The 20705-nt window shown below is 70.9% G+C and carries 16 protein-coding genes; 6 read left to right on the top strand and 10 right to left on the bottom strand.

Features of this window, described 5'->3' with window-relative positions; all coding sequences use genetic code 11:
- Positions 1–25: 25 nt before the first annotated feature.
- Positions 26–1126, bottom strand: a complete 1101-nt coding sequence (locus AC6CCG_RS32825; RefSeq protein WP_496659069.1) for a hypothetical protein — start codon at positions 1124–1126, stop codon at positions 26–28.
- A gap of 150 nt (positions 1127–1276) precedes the next feature.
- Here AC6CCG_RS32825 and AC6CCG_RS32820 point away from each other — a divergent pair, with 150 nt between their 5' ends.
- From AC6CCG_RS32820 to AC6CCG_RS32810, 3 genes are all read left to right on the top strand, one after another.
- Entirely contained in the window at positions 1277–2410 is a 1134-nt protein-coding gene (locus AC6CCG_RS32820) for an aminotransferase class V-fold PLP-dependent enzyme (protein WP_496659068.1), read from the top strand.
- 107 nt (positions 2411–2517) lie between these two features.
- A complete protein-coding gene (locus tag AC6CCG_RS32815) occupies positions 2518–2874 on the top strand; it encodes a VOC family protein (RefSeq protein WP_496659067.1) in 357 nt (118 codons plus the stop codon).
- A 45-nt stretch (positions 2875–2919) separates the two neighbouring features.
- A complete protein-coding gene (locus tag AC6CCG_RS32810) occupies positions 2920–5325 on the top strand; it encodes an ATP-binding cassette domain-containing protein (RefSeq protein ID WP_496659066.1) in 2406 nt (801 codons plus the stop codon).
- Between the two features lie 28 nt (positions 5326–5353).
- Here AC6CCG_RS32810 and AC6CCG_RS32805 read toward each other — a convergent pair whose 3' ends face one another.
- The 7 genes from AC6CCG_RS32805 to AC6CCG_RS32775 all read right to left on the bottom strand — a co-directional run bounded on the left by AC6CCG_RS32805 (position 5354) and on the right by AC6CCG_RS32775 (position 16982).
- The gene (locus AC6CCG_RS32805) at positions 5354–8716 is read right to left on the bottom strand and encodes an ATP-dependent helicase (RefSeq protein WP_496659065.1); all 3363 of its coding nucleotides are present in this window, start codon (positions 8714–8716) and stop codon (positions 5354–5356) included.
- Positions 8713–12030 carry an ATP-dependent helicase gene (locus AC6CCG_RS32800; RefSeq protein ID WP_496659064.1) on the bottom strand — a complete coding sequence of 1106 codons (3318 nt, stop codon included), beginning with the start codon at positions 12028–12030 and terminating at the stop codon, positions 8713–8715. The genes AC6CCG_RS32805 and AC6CCG_RS32800 overlap by 4 nt, the downstream gene beginning before the upstream one ends.
- Before the next feature lie 67 nt (positions 12031–12097).
- Positions 12098–13468, bottom strand: a complete 1371-nt coding sequence (locus tag AC6CCG_RS32795; RefSeq protein WP_496659063.1) for an MFS transporter — start codon at positions 13466–13468, stop codon at positions 12098–12100.
- A 76-nt stretch (positions 13469–13544) separates the two neighbouring features.
- Positions 13545–14087 carry a histidine phosphatase family protein gene (locus tag AC6CCG_RS32790; RefSeq protein WP_496659062.1) on the bottom strand — a complete coding sequence of 181 codons (543 nt, stop codon included), beginning with the start codon at positions 14085–14087 and terminating at the stop codon, positions 13545–13547.
- Between the two features lie 3 nt (positions 14088–14090).
- Positions 14091–14888 carry a carbon-nitrogen hydrolase family protein gene (locus AC6CCG_RS32785; RefSeq protein ID WP_496659061.1) on the bottom strand — a complete coding sequence of 266 codons (798 nt, stop codon included), beginning with the start codon at positions 14886–14888 and terminating at the stop codon, positions 14091–14093.
- A gap of 157 nt (positions 14889–15045) precedes the next feature.
- On the bottom strand, positions 15046–16254 hold the full coding sequence (gene serB, locus AC6CCG_RS32780; protein WP_496659060.1) for a phosphoserine phosphatase SerB: 1209 nt from the start codon (positions 16252–16254) through the stop codon (positions 15046–15048).
- Entirely contained in the window at positions 16251–16982 is a 732-nt protein-coding gene (locus AC6CCG_RS32775) for a pirin family protein (RefSeq protein ID WP_496659059.1), read from the bottom strand. Before AC6CCG_RS32775 ends, serB begins: the two co-directional genes overlap by 4 nt.
- 83 nt (positions 16983–17065) lie before the next feature.
- Here AC6CCG_RS32775 and AC6CCG_RS32770 point away from each other — a divergent pair, with 83 nt between their 5' ends.
- Both AC6CCG_RS32770 and AC6CCG_RS32765 read left to right on the top strand, forming a co-directional pair.
- Positions 17066–17425 carry an MGMT family protein gene (locus AC6CCG_RS32770; RefSeq protein WP_496659058.1) on the top strand — a complete coding sequence of 120 codons (360 nt, stop codon included), beginning with the start codon at positions 17066–17068 and terminating at the stop codon, positions 17423–17425.
- 217 nt (positions 17426–17642) lie between these two features.
- On the top strand, positions 17643–17846 hold the full coding sequence (locus AC6CCG_RS32765) for a cold-shock protein (RefSeq protein ID WP_377497455.1): 204 nt from the start codon (positions 17643–17645) through the stop codon (positions 17844–17846).
- A gap of 96 nt (positions 17847–17942) precedes the next feature.
- Here AC6CCG_RS32765 and moeZ read toward each other — a convergent pair whose 3' ends face one another.
- Positions 17943–19115, bottom strand: a complete 1173-nt coding sequence (gene moeZ / locus AC6CCG_RS32760) for an adenylyltransferase/sulfurtransferase MoeZ (protein ID WP_496659057.1) — start codon at positions 19113–19115, stop codon at positions 17943–17945.
- Positions 19116–19289: 174 nt separating this feature from the next.
- On the opposite strand from moeZ, the gene AC6CCG_RS32755 reads away from it, so the two are divergent.
- Positions 19290–19895 (top strand): TetR/AcrR family transcriptional regulator, encoded by a 606-nt coding sequence (locus AC6CCG_RS32755; RefSeq protein WP_496659056.1) that lies wholly within the window; start codon positions 19290–19292, stop codon positions 19893–19895.
- Positions 19896–20017: 122 nt separating this feature from the next.
- Here the strand turns inward: AC6CCG_RS32755 and AC6CCG_RS32750 are convergent, their stop codons facing one another.
- Positions 20018–20692 carry a hypothetical protein gene (locus AC6CCG_RS32750; protein ID WP_496659055.1) on the bottom strand — a complete coding sequence of 225 codons (675 nt, stop codon included), beginning with the start codon at positions 20690–20692 and terminating at the stop codon, positions 20018–20020.
- Positions 20693–20705: the final 13 nt, after the last annotated feature.

Here is a 20705-nt window from a genome sequence, read left to right as displayed (position 1 = left end):
TCGACCCACCCCGGCCGCCTGAAGTTCAACTCTTCAGCACCCCGGTCAGGCGGTCGTACTCGTACACGGTGCTCCGGCTCTGGCCGGGCCGCTGGCGGTCGGTGACGGTGAAGACCATCAGGCCTCGTTTGACGTCGTCGGAGGTCCGGATGGTCAGCCAGGGTTTGCCGTCCCGGGTCACGTTGATCTCGTTGAGGAAGGTCGCGTCCCGGCCGGGCTTGATCGAATAGGTCCGGTTCTCCGGATTGATGATGTCCAGGCCGCCGTCCTCCCGGATGACGGTGGTGGCGACCAGGTTGCCGGCGAAGTCGTACATGGGGGCCGGGTCGCCGACGTAGAACTTCAGGCGGCCCTGGCCGCTGACGTCCATGCCGTTGTAGAAGTTCTTGCCCAGCTGGTCGAACCAGAAGTGCGGGAGGTACGCCTTCGCGCTGGTGTTCGGGCCGGCGTAGTAGGCCAGGTGCCAGTGCGGCGGGTTGTCCGGGTGCAGCGTGTTGTTGGTCTCGAAGCCCATCAGGTACCAGGTGTGACCCTTCCCGGCGGCGGTGGCGGCGAGCCCGGAATCCCTCAGGACCGCCTCGGTCGCGACCAGGTAGCTGATCACCGAGGTGACCTGGCCGGCCGGCCAGGCGACCGTCGTCCACGGACCGGTGACGCGGTCCGGATCGTTGTGTTCGATCCGCCACTGGACGCCGGGCACGGTCGGGATCGAGCTCCAGACCTGGATGGTCGGCTGCTCGGCGTTGGTCGTCGCGGCGGTCACCGGCACGGTGAAGGTCACCGTGTCACGGTCCGGCCGGGCGAAGCTCAGGTGGCTGTCCCGCCACACGATGTCGCTGATCTTGATGCCGGGCCACCGCACGGTCACCGTGATGCCCGCCTCGCTGCGCGGCCCCTGGATGAACGTGTAGTACTCGGCCCGGCTCGCAACGTGGAACTTCTCCCCCGCCACGAACGCGTAGCCCTCCGGCAGGGTGACCTCGGGGACGCTCGGTGTGCCCGGGCCGGCCCGCACGATCCGGATTCCCGCGTACGAGAGCTCGGCGGCCGACGACAGCGTGGCCGGACCGACCATCCCCAGCACCATCGCCAGGGCAGCGCCAAGAACCAACAAGCGGCTTCCCATGGAGGAAAAACAATCACATGCCGCGCCCCCGTTCAATGGGTACGGCGAGCGCGCGAGACAGGGTTCGGCCGCCGTTCACCGGAAGACTCGGCGGCCGACATGCGTGGCACCCGGCGCCGAAACCTGACCGGCCGCGTACGCTCGGAGCCCGTGAACCGCGATCTTCTCGCCGAGTTCGGACTCGATCCGGACGTCCTCCATCTGAACCACGGCGCCTTCGGCTGCGCCCCGATCGTCGTCCGCCGCGCCGCCGAGGCCTGGCGGGACCGCGCCGAGCTCAACCCGCACCGCTTCAACGGCCGCGAACTTCCGACGTTGATCAAGAGCTCGCGGGAACGGGCCGCCGCCTTCCTCCGTGTCGAGCCGGACGCGATCGGCCTGGTCCGCAACGTGTCCGAGGGCGTCTCCTCCGTGCTCGCCTCGCTCGACCTCGCCCCTGGCGACGAGCTGGTCCTGTGCAACCACGGCTACGGAGCGGTACGGATCGCCGCCCAGAACTGGGCCGACCGGCGCGGCGCCGTGATCAAGATCGCGGAGTTCGATCTTGGTGCGAACGACGCCGAGATCGTCGCCGCGTACACCGCGCAGGTCGGTCCGCGGACCCGCCTGGTGGTGGTCGACCAGATCACCGCACCGACCGCGACGGTGCTGCCGGTGGCCGAGATCGCCGCGGCCGTCGACGCACCGGTGCTGGTCGACGCCGCCCACGTGCCCGGCACGCTGGACACCGACATCGCCGCTCTCGGCGCCGCGCACTGGGTCGGCAACCTGCACAAGTGGGCGTTCACGCCCCGCGGCACCGCCGCCCTGTGGACCCGGTCCGACCTGCGGGAACGTACCTTCCCGAGCACGATGAACTGGCAACTCAACGAGGGTTATGCGCCGGCCTTCGACCACCCGGGTACCTGGGACTACGCCGGCTGGCTCGCCCTCGGCGACGGTCTCGACTTCTGGGAGCGGCTCGGCGGCTGGGACCAGGTGCAGCGCCAGGCCGAGCTGGTCGGCACCGGCCAACGGCTGCTCGCCGAGGCGTTCGGCACCTCGCTGGACGGCCTCGCCGCGCACCCGGCGCCGACGATGCGGCTGGTCCGGTTGCCCGACACGCTCACCGACGCCGAGCAGACCGGCCGGCTGGCGACCCGGCTCGCCGAGGAGTACGCGATCGAGGCCGCGGTATCGTTCCGGGACGGGCGGCCCCAGGTGCGCCTGGCCGCGGCGCCGTACAACACCGTGGACGACTACGACCGACTGGCCGCGGCGGTGACCAAGATCATCGCCGACTGATCCCTCGCCGACCGGGGTCTTGATCGATCAGGAATCGAGAAGTGCCCGGCTCCTTGCCGCGGTTAGCGTGAACGCGTCGTCCACGTCAACCACACAAGGAGAATCCGATGACCGACTCGTCGAACGAGGGCATCAAGACCGTCCTGCATCCCGTCACCGATCTGGCCGCCGCCAAGAAGGTGTACGCCGCGCTGCTCGGCCTGGAACCGCAGGCCGACTCCCCGTACTACGTCGGCTTCGACGTCGCCGAGCAGCACATCGGGCTGGTGCCGGCCGGCGGGCCGCAGAGCCTGGCGGCGCCGGTGGCCTACTGGCACGTCGGCGACCTCGAGGCGAAGCTGGCCGAGGTCGTCGCGGCCGGCGGCACCGTGCAGGAGGAACCGCACCAGGTCGGCCCGGGCCGGCGGGTCGCGACGTTCACCGACCCCGACGGCAACGTCCTCGGCCTCCTCGAGGACGAATGACTGATTAGATCGGCACCAGGACCCAGCTACCACGATGGAGACACGATGAGCACGGCGACGAGGACCCGGAAGCAGACCGCCGGCACGGCGGCCCCGGACCGGCACCCGGCGGACAGCCATGATCTGATCCGCGTCCACGGGGCCCGGGAGAACAACCTCAAGGAGGTCAGCCTGGAGATCCCGAAGCGCCGGCTGACCGCGTTCACCGGCGTCTCCGGGTCCGGCAAGAGTTCCCTGGTCTTCAACACGATCGCGGCCGAGTCGCAGCGGATGATCAACGAGACCTACAGCACCTTCGTGCAGGGCTTCATGCCGACCTTGGCCCGGCCCGAGGTGGATGTCCTGGACGGGCTGACCACGGCGATCATCGTCGACCAGGAACGGATGGGCTCGAACCCGCGCTCGACCGTCGGCACCGCGACCGACGCCGACGCGATGCTGCGGATCCTGTTCAGCCGGCTCGGCAAGCCGCACATCGGCTCGCCGAAGGCGTACTCCTTCAATGTGGCGTCGATCAGCGGCGCCGGCGCGGTCAACTTCGAGAAGGGCGGCCGCACGGTCAAGGAGCGCCGTGACTTCAAGATCATCGGCGGCATGTGCCCGCGCTGCGAGGGCGTCGGCCGGGTGTCCGATTTCGATCTCAGCCAGCTGTACGACGACACCTTGTCCCTCAACGAGGGCGCGCTGCTGGTGCCGAACCACACCGGGGACAGCTGGTACGGCACCATCTACAAGCAGTCCGGCTTCCTCGACGCGGACAAACCGATCCGCAAGTTCACCAAGAAGGAGCTGGAAACCCTGCTCTACAAGGAGCAGACGCGGATCAAGGTGAACGGGGTCAACGTCTGGTTCATGGGCCTGATCCCGCGGATCCAGCAGTCCATGCTGTCCAAGGAGCGGGAGGGCATGCAGCCGCACATCCGCGAGTTCGTGGACCGGGCGATCACCTTCCAGACCTGTCCCGAGTGCGACGGCTCCCGGCTGAGTGAGCTGGCCCGGTCCTCCAAGATCAAGAAGATCAACATCGCGGACGCCTGCGCGATGGAGATCACGGAACTCGCCGACTGGGTCCGCGGGCTGAAGGAGCCGTCGGTCGCGCCGCTGCTGACGAAGCTGCAGGAGACGCTGGACTCCTTCGTCGAGATCGGCCTCGGCTATCTGTCGCTGAACCGGTCCTCCGGCACCCTGTCCGGCGGCGAGGCGCAGCGGACGAAGATGATCAGGCATCTCGGCTCGTCGCTGACCGACGTGACGTACGTCTTCGACGAGCCGACCATCGGCATGCACCCGCACGACATCCAACGAATGAACAACCTGCTGCTCCGCCTGCGGGACAAGGGAAACACCGTCCTCGTCGTGGAGCACAAGCCGGAGGCGATCGCGATCGCCGACCACGTGGTCGATCTTGGTCCCGGTGCCGGCGCCGCGGGCGGTGAGATCGTCTTCGAGGGTACGGTCGAGGACCTGCGGAAGAGCGACACCCTGACCGGCCGGCACCTGGACGACCGGGCCTCGGTCAAGGAGTCGGTCAGGTCAGCGCAGGAGTTCCTGGAGGTGCGCGGAGCGAACGCCAACAACCTCCGCAACGTCGACGTGGACCTCCCGCTCGGCGTCCTCTGTGTGATCACCGGCGTGGCCGGCTCCGGCAAGAGTTCCTTGATCAACGGCTCCGTGTCCGGGCGGGACGGCGTCGTGACGATCGACCAGGGCGCCATCCGCGGCTCCCGGCGGAGCAACCCGGCCACGTACAGCGGACTGCTGGAGCCGATCCGGAAGGCCTTCGCCAAGGAGAACGGGGTCAAGCCGGCCCTGTTCAGCGCGAATTCCGAAGGCGCCTGCCCCACCTGCAACGGTGCCGGCGTGATCTACACCGACCTGGCGATCATGGCCGGTGTCTCGACCGTCTGCGAGGAGTGCGACGGCAGGCGCTACCAGGCCGAGGTGCTCGAGTACAAGCTCGGCGGCAAGGACATCAGCGAGGTGCTTGCCCTGTCCGTCGCCGACGCGGCCGAATTCTTCGCGACCGGCCCCGGCGCCACCCCCGCCGCGCAGAGGATCCTGGACCGGCTCGCCGACGTCGGCCTCGGCTACCTGACCCTCGGCCAGCCGTTGACCACGCTGTCCGGTGGCGAGCGGCAGCGACTGAAGTTGGCCACGCAGATGGGCGAGAAGGGCGGCGTCTACGTCCTGGACGAGCCCACCACCGGTCTGCACCTGGCCGACGTCGAACAACTGCTCGGACTGCTGGACCGGCTCGTCGACGCCGGCAAGTCGGTGATCGTCATCGAGCACCACCAGGCCGTGATGGCCCACGCCGACTGGATCATCGACCTCGGCCCCGGCGCCGGCAATCAGGGCGGCACGATCGTCTTCGAAGGCACCCCGGCCGACCTGGTCGCCGCCCGCTCGACCTTGACCGGCGAACACCTCGCCGACTACGTCGGCGCCTAGCGCCGCAAGGCCATCCCCGACCGAGGGGTCAGGGCGTTGTGGGGTCGCCGGCGAGGAGGTGCTCCAGTTCGGGGCGGCCGGGGAGGTCGGCGGGGTGCTGCAGGCGGTCGTCGCGTACGTAGTAGAAGGCGGCGTCGACCCGGTCGAGGGAAAGGCCGGTGAGTTCGGCCCACGCGACGCGGTAGATCGCCAGCTGCAGCGGGTCGGCGTCGCCGATCCGGCTGGTCTTCCAGTCCAGCACCTGGAAGCGCGGCCCGTCCTCGTCCTCGGCGAGGCGATAGACGGCGTCGATCCGGCCGCGGATCAGCCGGCCGCCGAGGAGCAGGGTGAACGGCGCTTCGAGCGCGTACGGGATCACGGCGCCGAACCGACCGGCGGCGAAGCGCTGGCAGAGCTCGCGCAGCTCGTCGTCGTCCGCGGCGCCGCTGTCGGCGCGGTCGGGCAGCTCGTCGGGGTCGATCAAGGGCAGCTGGCCGACGCCGCCGGTCCGCAGGGTGCCGGAGAAGTGCTGTTCGACCCACTGGTGGAAGCGGGTGCCGAACCGGGCGGCGCGCGACGGCGGGCGCGGCATCGGCCGGGCCAGGTCGGCGGCGAAGCCGGTGGGGTCGGCGTTCAGCCGCAGCACCGCCGACGCCGACAGGGTCTCCGGCAGCCGTACCGAACGATCGGGGGTCCGGGCCGCCCGCTGCTCGGCCAGCAGCCGCTCGATGTCGTCGTCCCAGGCCGCCACGATCTCTTCGTGATCAAGGAGCAGCGGCTCGGTCGAACCGTCGTATGTCCCGCTCCGGGCCCTCCGCTCCCGGGCCTCGCCGACGGCGGTCGCCGCGGAGCGGCGCCGGCGCAGGGCATCCGGATCGTACGGCTTCGGCCACGGCTGCGGCGCCGCGGCGACGACCAGCGGATTCGCCTCGCCGGGCGGCGGCGCCTCGGCGACCAGTTCCCCCTGCCGGGCCGCCTCCGCCATGATCGTCTGCAGGTAGGTCGAGATCACCCGGGGCTTGATCAACTCCGCCCGCCACCAGTGGCCGGACCCGATCAGCAACTGCTTGGCCCGGGTCGCCGCCACGTAGGCCAGCCGGTCCTCGGACAGGAGTTGCTGCTCGGTGAGCTCCCGCTTGTAGCTCGCCATCGCCGAGTTCGTCGTGTCGCCGAGCTGCGGGATCGCGTCGGCGTCGCCGCGCAGGTCGGCCGGCAGCACGGCCGGGTTGGTCACCCAGTTGTCGGTCACCCGGTCACTCGGGAAGGTCCCCTTCACCAGCGCGGGCAGGAAGACGACCTCCCACTCCAGGCCCTTCGCCTTGTGCACGGTGAGCAGCTTGACCGCCTCGCGGTCGGTCGGCACCGCCTGATCGAGCCCGTTTCCTTGATCGATCTCGGCCTGCAGGTACGCCAGCAGCCCGGACAACGACGCCTCGCCGTCGACGTCCACGTAGTCCGCCACCGCATCGAGGAAGGCGCCGAGTTGATCACGGCGGGCGGACCGGGCGAACTCCGGCGTCGCGGTCAGCTCGACGTCCAGGCCGAGAATCCCGATCACCCGACGGACCAGATCGAGCACCGGCTCCTCGGCATGCCGACGCAGGTACGCCAGCTCGCCGGACAACTGGCGGAACCGGGTCAGCGCGGCCGCCGAGTAGCCCGGGTTCCCGTCCGACCCGAACCGCGGCTCGGCATCGTCCGGCCGCGTGCCCGGCTCGTCGAACGGACTCTCCAGGGCGTCCAGCAGGCTGACCACGTCGGTCGGGTCGACGTCGGCGACGGCGAGCTCGAGCGACGAGACCAGGTCGTCCCCGTCCTCGGCCCCGGAATGATCATGGTCGCGGGCCAGTGCCTTGGCGCGCCGGCCGAGCAGGGCAAGATCACGAGGACCGAGATTCCAGCGCGGGCCGGTGAGCAGCCGGATCAGGTCCGGGTTGGCCGTCACGTCGTCGACCGCCCGCAGGGTCGCGATCACGTCGGCGATCTCGGGCAGGTTCAGCAGGCCGCCCAGGCCGACGATCTCGACCGGGATGTCCCGGCTGGTCAGCTCGGCATAGATCGGTCCGATGTCGGCGTTGCGGCGGGTCAGGATCGCGATGTCGGCCCAGGCCTGCACCTGCTGTTCGGACCTGATCATGATCACCTGGTCGGCGATCCAGCTGACCTCCTCCGGCCACGACTCGAACGTCGCCGCCCGTACGGTGCCGGGCCCGGCGCTCTCCGGTGCCTGCAGCAGGCCCATCCCCTGCGCGGCGTCCTCGGCGCCCGGAAGCGTCTCCGCCCGCAGGGGTCGGCTGAGCACGTTGGCCACGTCGAGGATGGTGTGCCCGCTGCGCCGGTTCACGGTCAGCGCGTAGCGCGGGCTGCGCTGGCCCTTGACGGTACGGAATTCTCCGGCGAACTGCAGGATGTTGCTCGCCGCGGCGCCGCGCCAGCCGTAGATCGCCTGGAACGGGTCGCCGACCGCGGTGACCGGGTGGCCCAGCCCCTCGCTCGGCGTACGGCCGGAGAACAGGCCGCGGAGCATGATCGCCTGGGCCGCCGACGTGTCCTGGTACTCGTCCAGCAGCACCACCTTGAACGCGGCCCGTAGCGACGCCGACACCTGCGGCACCTCGGCGGCGAGCCGTGCCGCGATCGCCATCTGGTCGGCGAACTCGACCACGCCGAGATGCCGCTTCAGCTCCTGGTAGTCGCGGACCAGGCTGGCCAGCTCGAGCCGCTCCTCGGTGGCGATCATGGCCCGCTTCACGTCGGCGTACACGTTGCCGCGGTTGTTCAGCGGTGCCGACGCCAGCCCGGTCAGCACGTCCCGGGCGTGCCGGTCCAGCTGCCCGGAATCGACCAGGTGCTGCTGCAGGTCGGCGTCCAACCGGAGCACCCGATCGGTCACGGTGCCCGGCCGCAGCCGCGAGATGAACTCGAACGGACCCGCGGCGGCCCGGACCACTCGCGAGGCCAGCCGGTAGCGGGTCGCGCCGCTGATCATGGTCGGGTCGGAGTCGACGCCGATCCGCAGGCCGTGCTCGGACACCAGCCGGGCCGCGAACGCGTCGTACGTCATGATCAACTGCTCGCCCGACTCGTCGATCCCGCGATCGCTGACCACGCCGGCCCGGACCAGGGCCGTCCGGACCCGGTCGGACAGCTCGGCCGCGGCCTTGCGGGTGAAGGTCAGCCCGAGCACCTCCTCCGGGCGCACCGCGCCGATTCCGACCAGCCAGACCACCCGGGCCGCCATCACCGTGGTCTTGCCCGAACCAGCGCCCGCGATGATCACGCTCGGCTCCAGCGGCGCCGTGATCGCGGCCAGCTGCTGGTCGGAGAACCGGATGCCGAGCGCCTCGATCAGGTCGTCGGTGCCCTCGAACCGGCGAGCGGCCGCCACCGGGCGCAACGCGTGAACCGTCATGGAATCACTCGCTGCCCACCGGACTGGGCCGGGCAGCTGCCGGCGAACGGGCAGTACCGGCAGGACCCGTTGACCGTCGCATGGAAGGTCTCGGTACGGATCGTGCGGGCCGCCCGGAGCAGCCGTCGGTGCACCCAGGTCGGCTGCCCGGCCAGTTCCGGATCGCCCTCGGGTTCGGGGTCCGAGACCGGGAAGGGTACGTCGTCGAGGGAGGCCTGCTGGAACACCTTCGGCAGCTCGGCCCCGTCCGCCAGCCGCAGGTAGACCAGCTCTGCGCCCGCCGGCCGGGCATCCGGGCCGGCCACCTCGGCGAACGCGCCCTGGGCGACGGCCAACTGGTACGCCCCGAGTTGATCTTGCAGTGCGACGTCGACCGCGGCCGGCTGGGACCGGCCGGTCTTGAAGTCGATGATCCGGATCCGGCCGTCGGGATCGCGTTCCACCCGGTCGGCGACGCCGGTCAGCCGGACCCGGTCGGGTCCCAGGTCGATCTCGGTGCTGAACTCGACCTCGGTGCCGAGCAGCTGCTGACCGGTCCGGGCCTGCTGCCAGGCGGCGAAGCGTTCCAGGGCCGACTCGGCCTCGACGCGTTCGGTGGCGGACAGCCACTTGGCGTCGAAGTCGAGCTGGTCCCACACCGTCTCCAGGTGGTCGGCCAGCCGGTCCGGGTCGACACCGTCCCGGGCGCCGTGCTCGGCGAGGACGTGGATCACCGAACCGAAGCCGGCGGCCGAACCACGGGCCTGCTCGGCCTGGACCCGACGGGACAGGAACCACTGCCGCGGGCAGGCCAGGGCCGAGGCGAGCTGGCTGCCGGACAACTGGATCGGCGCATCCGGCGCGACAACCGGCGGAACCGAACCTTCGTTCCCTGAGCTTGTCGAAGGGCCCGGGCGATCCGGGCCTGGCCCTTCGACAGGCTCAGGGGACGGGTTGTCGTCGCTGAGCGGCAGCATCCCCCACCAGCGCTGCGGATCGGCGGCGGGCACCAGCGGCCGGCCGTCGTCGTCGCGGGCGTCGGCCAGCCGGGCCAGCCGGAGCGCGGCCTGCTCGCGGAGCACCGGCGGCAGGTCGGCGTTGACGCTCGCGGCGCGCAGCTCGCCGACCAGGGCCGGCAGCGTCAGCGGCCGGCGGGGCCGGCCGGGCAGGTCCCGTACGGTCACGCCGAGCTCGGCCAGGAACCGCGACGGCTGGTCGCCCTCCCCCTCGGTGCCGGCGACCGCGGTGATCACCAGCCGGTTCCGGGCCCGGGTGCAGGCGACGTAGAACAGCCGCCGCTCCTCGGCGATCCGGATCGCGGTCGGTACGTCGTCGGCCAGGCCGTGCCGGGACAACCGGTCCGGTTCGAGCAGGGAGCCGCGCCGTCGGACGTCGGGCCAGACGCCCTCCTGCACGCCGGCCACCACGACCAGCGGCCACTCGAGTCCCTTGGACCGGTGCGCCGTCAGGACCCGTACTGCCTCGCCGCGCAGATCCGCCTCGCGCAGCGTGTCGGCCGGGATCTGCTGCCCCTCCACCTCGGCCAGGAATCCGGTGACGCCGCGCAGTCCGACCACGTCCTCGGACCGGCCGGCGACGTCGAACAGCGCGCAGATCGCATCCAGGTCACGGTCCGCGCGGCGGGCCGGCTCACCACCGCCGGCCGCCTCGCGGCGCAGCTTGTCCGGCCAGCCGGTGCCGGTCCAGAGCAGCCAGAGCGCCTCCTCCGCGGAGCCGCCGTTCATGATCAACTTCTCGCAGTCGATCAGCAACGCGGCCAGGCCGGCGGCCCGGTCGCGCTCCGGCGCGGCGGGCAGCTCGGCCAGCAGGTCGGGGTCGTTGAGGGCCCGGGCGATCAGCTCGGCCGACAGCCGGGGCAGGCCGGCTCCGGCGAGTTCGGCCCGTTCGGCGGACCGGAGCGCGCGACCGAGCCGGCGCAGGCCGAGGCTGTCCAGGCCGCCGAGCGGCGAGGTGAGCAGGGTCTGGGCCTGCTCCTGGTCGATCCGGCGGCCGGTCGCCGCGACCTGCAGCGCCAGCAGCAGCGGCCGGACCGCGAGCTCGGCGGACAGCGGGATCTCGTCGCCGGCCACCTCGATCGGGATCCCGGCCGCACTGAGCGCCCGGCTGAGTGGCGGGATGCTGCGCCGGCCGGACCGGACCAGCACCGCCATCTCGGACCAGCGGACCCCGTCCCGCAGGTGCGCACTGCGCAGGATGTCGGCGATGTGCTCCGCCTCAGCTCCGGTGCTGGCGCAGGTGAAGACGTCGATCCGGCCCGGTGGCAGGTCCGGCGTCGGCTCGGGGTGCCGGTAACTCTGGTACACCTCGGGCGGCAGCGGCCGCGGCAGGCTCATCCGGTCGGCCAGGTTGCGGCTGACCGACAGCAGCGCCTTGCCGAACCGCCGGGTCCGGCCGAGCGCGATCACCGGTGCCCGGTCACCCGACGCGGTCGGGAAGGCGTCGCCGAAGTCGAGGATGCCGCGCGCCTCGGCGCCCCGGAACGCGTAGATCGACTGGTCCGGGTCGCCCACCGCGACGACGTCGCGGCCGTCGCCGGCGATCGCCTGCAGCAGCCGGACCTGGGACGGGTCGGTGTCCTGGTACTCGTCGACGAACACGGCCGCCAGTTCGGACCGTACGGTGTCGCGGATCACCGGGTCGGCCAGCAGGATCCGGCACCGGTGCACCAGCTCCGCGTAGTCCATCACCCGTTCCGAGTCGAGGACGTCGAGGTACTCGTCGAAGAACTGGCCGACGCTGACCCACTCCGGCCGGCCGGCCGCCTCACCGGCGTCGATCACGTCCTCCGGATCCATCCCCAGTTGCCGCGCCTTGGCCAGCACCGACCGCACCTCGGCCGCGAAGCCGCGGGTCGGGAAGGCCGCCGCCAGGCTGGCCGGCCAGTCCGCCCGGCCGGTCTCCGGACTGCCCTCGAGGATCTCCCGGACCCGGAACTCCTGCTCGGGCGCGGTCAGCAGCCGGATCGCCTGACCGGACCGGTCGACCGCGGAGAACCGCCGGATCAGCGCGTAACAGAACGAGTGGAACGTCATCGCCAGCGGCGTCGCCACCGACCGGCCGAGCCGGGCCGCGATCCGGGTCCGCAGCTCACCGGCGGCCCGGCGCGAGAACGTCAGCACCAAGATCGACTCCGGCCGCAGCCCGCGCCGCTCGATCCGGTCCACCACCGACTCGACCAGGGTCGTCGTCTTCCCCGTACCCGGGCCGGCCAGCACCAGCAGCGGCCCGCCCGGATGGTCGACGACGCGTTGCTGGGTCGGATCCAGCTCCGGCATCGGTGCCGCCGGCCGCGGGGTGCGGATCAGCTGATACATGGTGTCCTTCTTCGCCTGACAAGTCGACGGTAGTGCACCAGACGCCACCGACAGTGATGCCACCCCGTCAATCGGCGGACTCGGCACGGCGCCGGCTGACCAACAGGGCGAGCAGCAGGACGAGCACCGCGCCGCCGGTCATCAGCAGGCCGAGATGGTGCAGGCCGTTGCTGCTCAGGTCCCGTTCGAAGATCAGCCCGATCATCGCGGTGGCGAGGATCGCGCCGAGGTAGCGGAAGGTCTGGAACAGGCCACCCGCCGACGCGGTCCGGTCGGCCGGGGCGGCGTCGTACAGAGCGGTCTGCAGGCCCAGGTTGTTGAACCCGTTCGGGATGCCGAAGGCCAGCGCGATCAGCACGATCAGCCAGATCGGCGAACCGTCGCCGAGCACCTGGATCAGCAGGGTCGCGACCAGCAGCACGCAGGAGCCGAAGATCAACGCGGGCCGTGACCCGGCCCGGCCGATCAGCCGCGCCGCCAGCGGTACGGTTGCGATGCCGAGCCCGGCCACCGGCAGCACCATCAGGCCGGCCGCGTCGCTGCCGAAGCCGCGGGCCACCTCGAGCCAGAGCGGCAGCGAGAAGAACATCGCGTAGAACGTGAGATTGATCATGCCCTGCTGCGCCAGCACGGAGCTCAGGGCCCGGTTGGCGGCGAGCCCGCGGACGTCGAGGAACGGCTCGGCCACTCGGCGTTCCCACAGCACCAGGGCCAGCCCGGCCGCGATGATCACCGCGATCAGCCACCAGCGCGGCCCGTTCGCGAAGGACAGGATGAAGATCAACAACGAGATCAGGGTGGCGGTGAACAGGCCGATCCCGGGCAGGTCGATGGATGCCCGCCGGCCGGGCTTCGGCCGGGTCCGCGGCAGCACCTTCCAGGCCAGCACCAGCCCGATCAGGGTCAGCGGTACGTTCACGACGAAGACGGCCGGCCAGCCCGCCCAGGCGACCAGGAACCCGCCGAGCACCGGGCCGAGTGCGGCGCAGCTGGAGTTGGCCATGCTGATCGCGCCCAGCGCGCCGGCGGGCGTGCTGCCCGGCGGCGCGGCGGCCCGGATCAGGGTGAGTGCCGCCGGGTACGCGGTCGAGGTGCCGAAGGCCTGCACCACCCGCAGCGCGACCAACCACCAGAGCCCGGGCGCGAACGGCATCAGCGCCGACGTCGCCAGGACCAGCGCCAACCCGAACAGGAACAGCCGCCGCGCCCCGAACTGATCGATCAGCCGGCCCATCAGGGGCTGGCCGACGGCGGCCGCGACGTAGAACCCGGAGACCAGCCAACTGACGTCCGCGACCGAGGTGTCGAACTCGCGCTGCAGGACGGCCAGCGCGACCGCGATCATGGACGAGTTGAGCGGGTTCAGCGTGGTGCCGAGCGCCAGGGTGGCGACCAGCCGCGGCGGCACCCCGCCCAGCCGGTCGCGACCCGAAGCCATGGCTCGACCTTACGCAGGCCGGCACCGGTCGCCGACGGGGTTGATCATCATCCGGCACGCGCGGCGCCGGGCGCGGTCAGGAGATCACGTACTTCCAGCCCGGCCGCCAGCGGAACTCCTCCGCGGCCAGCTCGTCCACGGTGACCGCCTCGGTCCGGCGGCGCAGCGCCCAGCGGGTCGCGATGTGGCCGACCATGACGACGGTGCCGCCCGGGAACAGGTCGCGCAGGTCGTCCAGGGCCCGGTCGACCCGGTCCAGGGCGGCCAGCCAGCTCTCCCCGCCGGGGTACGGATTGCGCAGGAACCGGGTGATCGTCGGCCCGTGCACCTGCTCCTTCGGCGCGCCGCCGAGCAGCCCGTAATGGCATTCGCGCAGCCGCCAGTCGTAGAACACGGGCACGTCCAGCGCCGCACAGCCGAGGCCGACGGTCTGCCGGACCCGGGCCAGGTCGGAGCCGACGACGGCGTCCGGGCCTCGGTCCCGGATCCGCTCCCCCAGCTCACCGGCCTGCTGCCGGCCCAACTCGGACAGTTCGCCGGGCAGCCAGCCGGTGGCTCGGCCGGCCTCGTTGTCCGTCGTCGTCGCATGGGTCTCGTACAGAATCGTCAGGGCGGCCATCGGTCAGCCCAGCCGACGGTTGGCCAGCACCGGAAGCTTCTCCCGGACCGGGCCGATCGCCTCCGGGTCGAGGTCGGCCAGCAACAGCTCCGGGCCGATCCCGGCCTCGGCGATCACGGCCCCGTCGGGCCCGACGACCAGGCTGCCGCCGACCCCGGTCGGCGCCGTGCCGACGGTCTCGATCCCGATCGTGCTCGGGTCGGCCTGGCCACAGGCCGCGACGAACGTCGTCGAGTCCAGGGCGCGGGCCCGGACCAGCAGCCGCCACTGGTCGAGCTTGCCGGGGCCGGCTCCCCAGGACGCCGGCACGATGATCAACTGCGCGCCGCGGTCGGCCAGGCCGGTGAACAGCTCCGGGAACCGTACGTCGTAACAGATGGCGCAGCCGATCCGCAGTCCGGCCGCCTCGATCGCGACCAGTTCGGCGCCGGGCGCGACGGTCCGCGACTCGGTGAAGCCGAACGCGTCGAACAGGTGCACCTTGTCGTAGCGGGCGTCGCCGTCCGGCCCGGTGATCAACAGCGTGTTGGTCACCCGGCCGTCGTCCGCCGGCGTGAACATCCCGGCCGCCACCGTGATCCCGGCCTCGCGCGCAATCTCCCGGACCCGGGTGGCCCACGGCCCGTCCAACGGTTCGGCGACCTCGGCCAGCGAGCGGCCGAAGCAGCGCATGGTCGCCTCCGGGAAGATCACCAGGCTCGCCCCGGCGGCAACGGCCGCGGCGGTCTGCTCGGCGACCAGTTCCAGGTTCTGGGCGGGGTCGGGCCCGCTGACGATCTGGGCCAGGGCGATCCGGGTCACGCAGGCGATCCTAGTAGAGCCTCGCGGCTGAAGCGGGGTGTCTGGCGGCGTCTGGGTGCGTACATCGCTAGGCCGACGAGGGAGGGCTACCGGGTCGTAACGCGACCGAAGTCGAACGACGCGAGGTGCGTGCCCAGGCGTCGCCAGGCGCCCCGCTTCAGCCGCGAGGCTCTACTCGTGTCGACACCACGTCGTCGCGGCGGATGCCCAACATGAAGAGGATCGCATCCAGATGCGGTACGGACACGGTGGCGTCGGCCTGCTCCCGGACCACCGGCTTGGCGTTGAACGCGATCCCGAGGCCGGCCGCGGCCAGCATGTCGAGGTCGTTCGCGCCGTCGCCGACCGCTACGGTCTGCGACGTCGGTACGCCCTCCAGCTCGGCGATCCGGGCCAGCAGCCGCGCCTTCTCCGGGCGGTCGACGATCGGCCCGAGCAACTCGCCGGTGATCACGCCGTCGCTGATCTCCAGCGTGTTCGCGAAGGCATGATCAAGACCGAGGTCGGCCTTCAGCCCGTCGGTGAACTGGGTGAAGCCGCCGCTCACCACGGCCACGGCGTAGCCCAGCCGGTGCAGCGTCGTGACGAACGTCCGGGCGCCCGGGGTCAGCGTGATCCGGGCCCGGGCGCGTTCGATGGCGGCCAGGTCGAGCCCCTTGAGCAGCCGGACCCGGGCCCGCAGGGACTGTTCGAAGTCGAGTTCGCCGGCCATCGCCCGGGTCGTGATCTCGGCGACCTGATCACCGCAGCCGGCCTCGTCGGCGAGCAGTTCGATCACCTCGTTGGTGATCAAGGTCGAGTCGACGTCGAGCACCACCAGCCGCTTCGCCCGGCGCTCCAGGCCGTCCGCCTGGACGGCCAGGTCGACCCCGGTGCGCTGGGCGACGCCGACCAGCCGTCGGCGCAGTTCCTCGGGCCGTTCGGTGATCACCACGAGCTCGTACGCGATCACCGGCTCGGTCGCCAGCCGGAAGATCCGGTCGATCGTGCCGTCGTGCTCGGCGACCGCGTCGGCCACCTCGGCCAGGCTGTCCGGCCCGACCCGGGAGCCGAGCACGGTGATCACGTGCCGGCGCCGGCCGGCCCGGGCCGAACGGGCCTCGACCCGTTCGAAGTCGATCTTGAGCTCACGGGTGAACGCCCAGTAGAGGACGTCCTTGATCACCCGGTCCGCGGCGCTGTCCAGCCGGACCAGCACGTCCAGGGTGAGCCGCTCCCGGACCACCAACTGCTCCATGTCGTCCACCTCGGCACCGGCCTCGGCGAGCAGCCGCAGCAGGTCCCGGGTCAGCCCCGGCCGGTCCCGCCCGGTGACCCGGATCAGCAGCGGCGGCTCGGGCGTCGGCGACGTCGTCCGGGCGGTCATCCGGCCAGCTCCCAGACCAGCACCTCGGCGTCCTCGACGCCGGTCAGCCGCAGCCCGCCGTGTCCACGCAGCCGGACCGCGTCCCCGGCGGCGAGCCGGCCCACCGACTCCAGGTCGGCCACGCCGTCGACCACGCTGACGTGCAGCAACGGCCCGTCCGGCAGGGTCCGGCTGACCCCCGCCGCTGCCCGTACCGCCCAGAGGGTCGAGCCCGCCGAGCCGATCGTGATCACCGCGTCCGGGTGGCGGCCGGACGCCACCGGCACCCAGTCGGCGTCCAGGGCGGCCGGGTCCAGGTCCCGCTGTTGATAGGTGGGCTCGACGCCGGACTCGTCCGGCCGGACCCACATCTGCCAGAAGTGCACCGGCGTCTCGGGCCGGTTCGGATCGGTCCGGTACGCGTCGTTGCGCTCGGAGTGGACGATGCCGGAGCCGGCGCTCATCCGCTGGGCCAGGCCGCGATGCACCACACCGGTGTTGCCGCGGGAGTCGGTGTGCACCAGCGAGCCGGACAGCACCCAGGTGACGATCTCGGAGTCCAGGTGCGGGTGCGGGTCGTAGCCGGTGCCGGACGCCACGACGTCCTCGTTGACCACCAGCAACGCGCCGAAGCCGACGTTGTCCGGGTCGTAGTGCTCACCGAAGGAGAACGAGTGCCGGGTCGTCGCCCAGTCGGTCCTGGTGACGAACCGGTCGTCCCCGCGGCGCAGGTCGATCCTGGTATCCACACCCGCCAGTATTCCGGTCGCCGTCCGGGCGCCGGCGCCCAGCCTCGATCCGTGGACGAGCGGGTCGGGGCTAAGGTCGTGCGGTGGACAGCAGGACGGGTGGCCGCATCGTGGACGAGGAGTTCATCGAGCTCGTGCTCAGCGCCGTCGAGGCGATCCCGCCGGGCCGGGTCGCCAGCTACGGCGACATCGCGGAACTGATCGGCCGCGGCGGCCCGCGCCAGGTCGGCTGGGTGATGTCGCACCACGGCGCCGCGGTCCCGTGGTGGCGGGTGGTCCGGGCCGACGGCCGGCCCGCCGACGGGCACGAGACGCAGGCGCTGCGCGAGCTGCTGGCGGAGGGCGCGCCGCTGCGCGGCGAGCGGGTCCGGATGGCCGAGGGCCGCATCGCGGGTGATCAACTCGGACCCTGGCGGGACGCAGCGTTCGCCGCCTTGCCCTGACCGGCCCGGCCCGCGAGCCGGCGCGACGCGCGGAGGCCGAAGGGGTTCACAGGTCCAAGGGATTTGTGCAAGGCTATTCCCGCTGTTGCAAGTGGTCTGTGTCGTGGTTAGCGCTACGCCCCCAGAGCTATTGCGGTGGGCGTTGGATCACTCTGGCGCCCGAGCAGCAATCGGAGCCGTGAGGTGCGGCTGCGAAGGCAGATGCTAGGAGATGTTCATGGCGCAGGGAACCGTCAAGTGGTTCAATGCCGAAAAAGGCTACGGATTCATTGCTGTTGACGGCGGCGGTCCGGACGTATTCGTGCACTACAGTGCAATTGAGTCGACCGGCTTCCGGACCCTCGATGAGGGGCAGCGGGTCGAGTTCGAGACCACGCAGGGGCCGAAGGGCCCGCAGGCCGATCGGGTCCACCCGGTCTGATCGCTCGTTGTTGATCTAGGGACAAGATCAAAGAAACCCCCCGTACGGTGACCGTACGGGGGGTTCTTTTCGTGCCCTGAGCCTGGCGAAGGGTGATCAGTAAGCCGGCTGGGCCGGGTCGATCTGGCTGACCCAGGCGCTCACGCCGCCACCGACGTGGACGGCGTCAGCGAGCCCGGCACCGTGCACGATGGCCAGGCATTCGGCGGACCGGGTGCCGGCCTTGCAGTAGAGCACCACCTGCTTGTCCTGCGGAAGCTTGCCGAGTGCGGAACCGTTCTGGAAGTCGCCCTTCGGAATGAGCACCGAGCCGGGAATCCGGTTGATCTCCCGCTCCACCGCTTCCCGTACGTCGATCAACTCGAAGTCGCGCTTGCCGGATTCCCGGTCCGCCAGCCATTCCTCCAGCTGCTTCACGGTGATCGTGTTGCCGGCCGCTGCATCGGCCGCCTCGTCGGTGATCGCGCCGCAGAAGTCGTCGTAGTCGATCAGGCCGGTGATCGGCTCGCCGTTCGGATCCTTGCGCAGCTTCAGCGTCTTGTAGCTCATCTCGAGCGCGTCGTAGACCATCAGCCGGCCGATCAACGGATCACCGATCCCGGTGATCAACTTGATCGCCTCGGTGACCATGATCGAACCGATCGACGCGCAGAGGACACCGAGCACGCCACCCTCGGCGCAGGACGGCACCATCCCGGGCGGCGGCGGGGAGGGATAGAGATCGCGGTATTGCGGACCATGATCAGCCCAGAACACGCTGACCTGTCCCTCGAACCGGAAGATCGATCCCCAGACGTACGGCTTGTGCGAAAGGACCGCCGCATCGTTGACCAGATAACGGGTCGCGAAATTGTCGGTGCCATCGAGGATCAGGTCGTAATCGGCGAAGATCTCCAGCACATTGTCGTTGTCCAACCGGGTGTCGTGGACGATGACGTTCACCAACGGATTGACCTCGGCGATCGACTCCTTGGCCGACAATGCCTTCGACTTACCGATGTCGGACTGACCGTGGATGATCTGCCGCTGCAGATTCGATTCGTCCACGGTGTCGAATTCGACGATGCCGAGGGTGCCGACGCCGGCCGCGGCCAGATAGAGCAGCGCCGGGCTGCCCAGCCCCCCGGCTCCGATCACCAGCACCTTGGCGTTCTTCAGCCGCTTCTGACCGTCCATCCCGACGTCGGGAATGATCAGGTGCCGGCTGTAGCGGCGGACTTCCTCGGTGGTCAGATCGGCGGCCGGTTCGACCAGCGGCGGTAGCGCCACGATTCCTCCTGGATCGACTGCGGTTGAGCATCGTGCACGGTGGGCGGGTCCAACCTACGACGCCTCGACCGGGCACTCGGCGCAACGCCGTAGGGTGGACACCTATTCCGGGATCCGGACCGCGGGTGTGCGGAGCCCGTCGAAGAATGGCTACTCACCGGTAACATGTCCGCCATGGCCAGCTCCCGCGTCCTCCGCCTCCCCCGCGACCAACGGCGGGCGCAACTGCTGCAGGCCGCGATCGACGTGTTCACCGCGAAGGGCTACCACGCCGCCGCGATGGACGACATCGCCGACGCGGCCGGCGTCTCGAAGCCGGTGCTCTACCAGCACTTCGGCTCCAAGGTCGATCTCTACCTCGCCGTCCTGGACGCCAGCTGCGAGCGACTGACCACCGAGGTGGAGCAGGCGCTGGCGTCGACCGAGGACAACGCGGAACGGGTCAGCGCCACCATGGACGCCTATTTCGACTACGTCGCCCGGGCCACCGGCGAGTTCCGGTTCGTCTTCGAGTCCGACCTGACCGACGACCGGGTCCAGGACCGGATCAACGCCGCCCAGGAGGAGATCGCCGAAGCGGTCGCCGGCGTGATCGCCGAGGACACCGGCCTCTCCCGCGACCAGGCGAAGCTGCTCGCGATCTCGCTGGTCGGACTGGCTCAGGTGAGTGCCCGCTACTGGCTCAACGCGGGCCCGGAGCGGCTCGAACTGACCGAGGCGAAGCAGCTGGCCAGCACGCTGGCCTGGCGCGGCATCGCCGGCTTCCCGCGGACCGGCTGACCCGCCTGCCGGCAGCGGAGAAATACACCCCGGAATCCCTTGCAGGGAAAGAAAATAGCCCCGGCCGTTTGATCTGTCACGAGGACTACAGGGACGGTTCCGGGGCGTTCGCCGCGGTGATCCTAACAGGCTTCGGCACCCGGGCGCGAGGCGAGCACCGCCGGCACCTCCGTCCGGTCGCGTACCCACCGCTCCAGTTCCGGATCCAGGTAGCGGGCCAGTGTGATCAACTCGCGGTGCCGGCGCTCGACCGGCAGGTCCAGCAACTGATGGTGATGCCCGATCCGGTTCCGCAGTTCACGCAGCGCCGTCACCAGATCGCCGATGGTGTCCTGTCTCCGGTCCGGTGCGCCGGGGAACGCCGCCGCCAGATCCGGCCAGAGGAACATCTGCCGCCGCGACACCAGCTGGTGCCACAGCCCGAGTTCGGTCTCGGAGATGATCTGGTCCGGTGTGACCGGCTTGCGCCGCCGCTGGACGGTCTCGCGGGCGCGATGGATGTCGAGGTACGGCTGAGCGTGCCGCCCGCCCGGCAGCCGCCCCTTGCCCAGTTCCCGGGTCGGATCGTCCAGCCAGTGCCCCGGGCGTTCCCGGCGCGCGTGCCGTTCCTGCATCCGGTCGTCGAGGGCGTTCCGGAGCGCCACCTCGACATGGCCGAGGTCGACCCAGAGCGCGGCGGCCAGCCGGGCGTTCCAGTGATAGAGAGCCCCGGCCAGCGCGGAATCGCCGCCGCCTGCCGTCAGGTACGCCTTCAGCCGCGCCGCTCCGAAGTGGCGGCGGTAGAACGATTCGGACACGGCGGCTCCGGCA

The organism is Microlunatus sp. YIM B11417, assembly GCF_059617205.1.
The sequence above is the reverse complement of the archived record's forward strand: the minus strand, read 5'-3'. Positions and strand labels throughout refer to the sequence as shown.

Excerpts from the sequence above, each read along its gene's own strand:
- AC6CCG_RS32765 (WP_377497455.1), top strand. The coding sequence starts at position 17,643 with ATGGCGCAGGGAACCGTCAAGTGGTTCAATGCCGAAAAAGGCTACGGA.
- AC6CCG_RS32790 (WP_496659062.1), bottom strand. The coding sequence starts at position 14,087 with ATGGCCGCCCTGACGATTCTGTACGAGACCCATGCGACGACGACGGAC.
- AC6CCG_RS32800 (WP_496659064.1), bottom strand. The coding sequence starts at position 12,030 with ATGTATCAGCTGATCCGCACCCCGCGGCCGGCGGCACCGATGCCGGAG.
- AC6CCG_RS32810 (WP_496659066.1), top strand. The coding sequence starts at position 2,920 with ATGAGCACGGCGACGAGGACCCGGAAGCAGACCGCCGGCACGGCGGCC.
- AC6CCG_RS32755 (WP_496659056.1), top strand. The coding sequence starts at position 19,290 with ATGGCCAGCTCCCGCGTCCTCCGCCTCCCCCGCGACCAACGGCGGGCG.
- AC6CCG_RS32815 (WP_496659067.1), top strand. The coding sequence starts at position 2,518 with ATGACCGACTCGTCGAACGAGGGCATCAAGACCGTCCTGCATCCCGTC.
- AC6CCG_RS32795 (WP_496659063.1), bottom strand. The coding sequence starts at position 13,468 with ATGGCTTCGGGTCGCGACCGGCTGGGCGGGGTGCCGCCGCGGCTGGTC.
- AC6CCG_RS32825 (WP_496659069.1), bottom strand. The coding sequence starts at position 1,126 with ATGGGAAGCCGCTTGTTGGTTCTTGGCGCTGCCCTGGCGATGGTGCTG.
- AC6CCG_RS32805 (WP_496659065.1), bottom strand. The coding sequence starts at position 8,716 with ATGACGGTTCACGCGTTGCGCCCGGTGGCGGCCGCTCGCCGGTTCGAG.
- serB (WP_496659060.1), bottom strand. The coding sequence starts at position 16,254 with ATGACCGCCCGGACGACGTCGCCGACGCCCGAGCCGCCGCTGCTGATC.